This is a genomic window from Microcystis sp. LE18-22.4A, from assembly GCF_027531105.1.
Classification (GTDB): Bacteria; Cyanobacteriota; Cyanobacteriia; order Cyanobacteriales; family Microcystaceae; genus Microcystis; species Microcystis aeruginosa.
The window spans coordinates 1-1,690 of record NZ_JAPZRB010000182.1 but is presented as its reverse complement, the minus strand read 5'-3'; the positions used below and the strand labels follow the sequence as shown (position 1 = coordinate 1,690).

Sequence of the window (1,690 nt, the reverse complement as noted above, 5' to 3'; positions counted from 1 at the left end):
GGGAGTTGGTTTGGCATGAGCTGGATATGGGATCAGATCGAGCAAGACATGGGGACGTTGCGGACGCTGCGGCAAGAGATCAGCAGCGCCCAGAGCACGCTGGACGAGTTGCCGAAGGGGGTGAGCTACGTCAAGGGCAAGGATGGCAAGGGCTACATCCTCTCCCGCAAGATGGGGACGCCGTTCAAGACAGAGGCGGGCGAGATGGCCGTGGAGGTGCGCTAAATGACAGAGCTGGAGCGGGTACTGTTGGCGAAGCTGGAACAGATCGAACAGCGGCACGAACAACAAACAGAGGACTTGAGGCAGCAATTGCAGCAGCAGGCGCACTCTTTGAGCGCGTTGCAAAAGGTGTGCAGCGATGCGCTCAGGAGTTGCGGGAAGCTATGCAGCGACCTGCACGAGGAGATCCGGACGTTGCAGAGCGGGGTAACGCACTCGAACAAGGTTACCAGCGCAGCGCTAGGGAGCTTGAGCTGCAGTGTCAGCGCCTTGAACAAGGCGCTGGAGAACTTGCAGAGCGCGCAGGGGTGATCAACGAGCAGGCCAAAGAACTCAAGGAGATCAAAGAGCTGGAATTATCGCTGGAGTATGATCGGTATCGAGGGCTTGAGCTGTAGCTACCGTTGGCCCCCGAGGACATGCTGAGCTAGTCCTCGGGGGGGAGGCTGTATTTATGGGGATTTTTGTCTCACTAGTTGCGAGCTAGAGCCGTTACGGCTAGTTGCTCGTGGAGCAATAGTTTATTAAATATTTTCCATTTACTTGGTAAGTGGTGTGCGATTGGGTAGGTACAAGTTCTTTTTCAGGAACTTACTAACTTCCACACCGATTTCATTATGAATCAAGGCCCTGCTTTTATTTATGCCATCTTGGCAAACGATCTCGTCGCCAGGTTCCTTCTCAGCTATCAACTTAACAGCTCCAACCTTACATTCCTGCATGAAGCTGAAATGTGTTGCCCCGTCAATTTTAATATATTGCTCTTTGGGGAGAGATAGTTTCCCTGCTAGATAACCAGACTCCATTTCTGCTGGTATTTGATCATTCTCCTCTCCCGCAGCCATTACAAGAACTGGGGTGTCTATATTCCTTAGGGATTCCGGAGTAAATCCTCTGGCTAGCCCAAGGTCTAATGATATAACAGATTTAATTCTATTGTCCTTATAACTTTCTTGGAATTTTTCATTTGAGAGGTTCATGTCGAGACCTAATGTTTGGCGAAGTTTACAACTGGCTAACTGGCTATGGTCTCTACAATCTTGCTCGAAGCGGTTGGTGTCGAATTTTGCGCCTGCTAGAGCAAGCACTGTCCAGCCTCCAAGAGAATGCCCTATGGCAGCGACTCGCTGTTGGTCCACGTATCCTGCATAAGTAGGATTCTTTATTATTGCATTTATCAATTCACTTAAATCTTGGGGACGCAGCCAAAGCTGCTTTGCACTTTCTATTTTTTTATTAAAAGTAGATGTTCCAGGATGATCAACCGCTGCAACGATGTATCCTTGAGATGCCATAAAATGAGCTAACCAGTTAAGGTTACGCCAGTTGCCACCATACCCATGTGAAAGTATAACTAGTGGGTGATCACCTAGATTAGGGGGGGCGTTTCGTATCGCTGATACTCCAACAAAAGCTATGTTTTCGCCAATGCTGTTTGAATTTTCTTTCGAACTAGTAGGATACCAAA

At 48.9% G+C, this 1,690-nt stretch carries 3 protein-coding genes; 2 read left to right on the top strand and 1 reads right to left on the bottom strand.

Annotation, left to right across the window (positions count from 1 at the left end; translation table 11 throughout):
* On the top strand, positions 1-225 hold a 225-nt coding region (locus O9295_RS08015), incomplete at its 5' end, for a hypothetical protein (RefSeq protein ID WP_288032614.1).
* A 161-nt stretch (positions 226-386) separates the two neighbouring features.
* Positions 387-620 carry a hypothetical protein gene (locus tag O9295_RS08010; RefSeq protein ID WP_288032613.1) on the top strand — a complete coding sequence of 78 codons (234 nt, stop codon included), beginning with the start codon at positions 387-389 and terminating at the stop codon, positions 618-620.
* 141 nt (positions 621-761) lie between these two features.
* On the opposite strand, the gene O9295_RS08005 is transcribed toward O9295_RS08010, so the two are convergent.
* Positions 762-1,690 (bottom strand): alpha/beta hydrolase family protein (locus O9295_RS08005; RefSeq protein ID WP_288032612.1); only part of this gene is annotated, 929 nt, incomplete at its 5' end.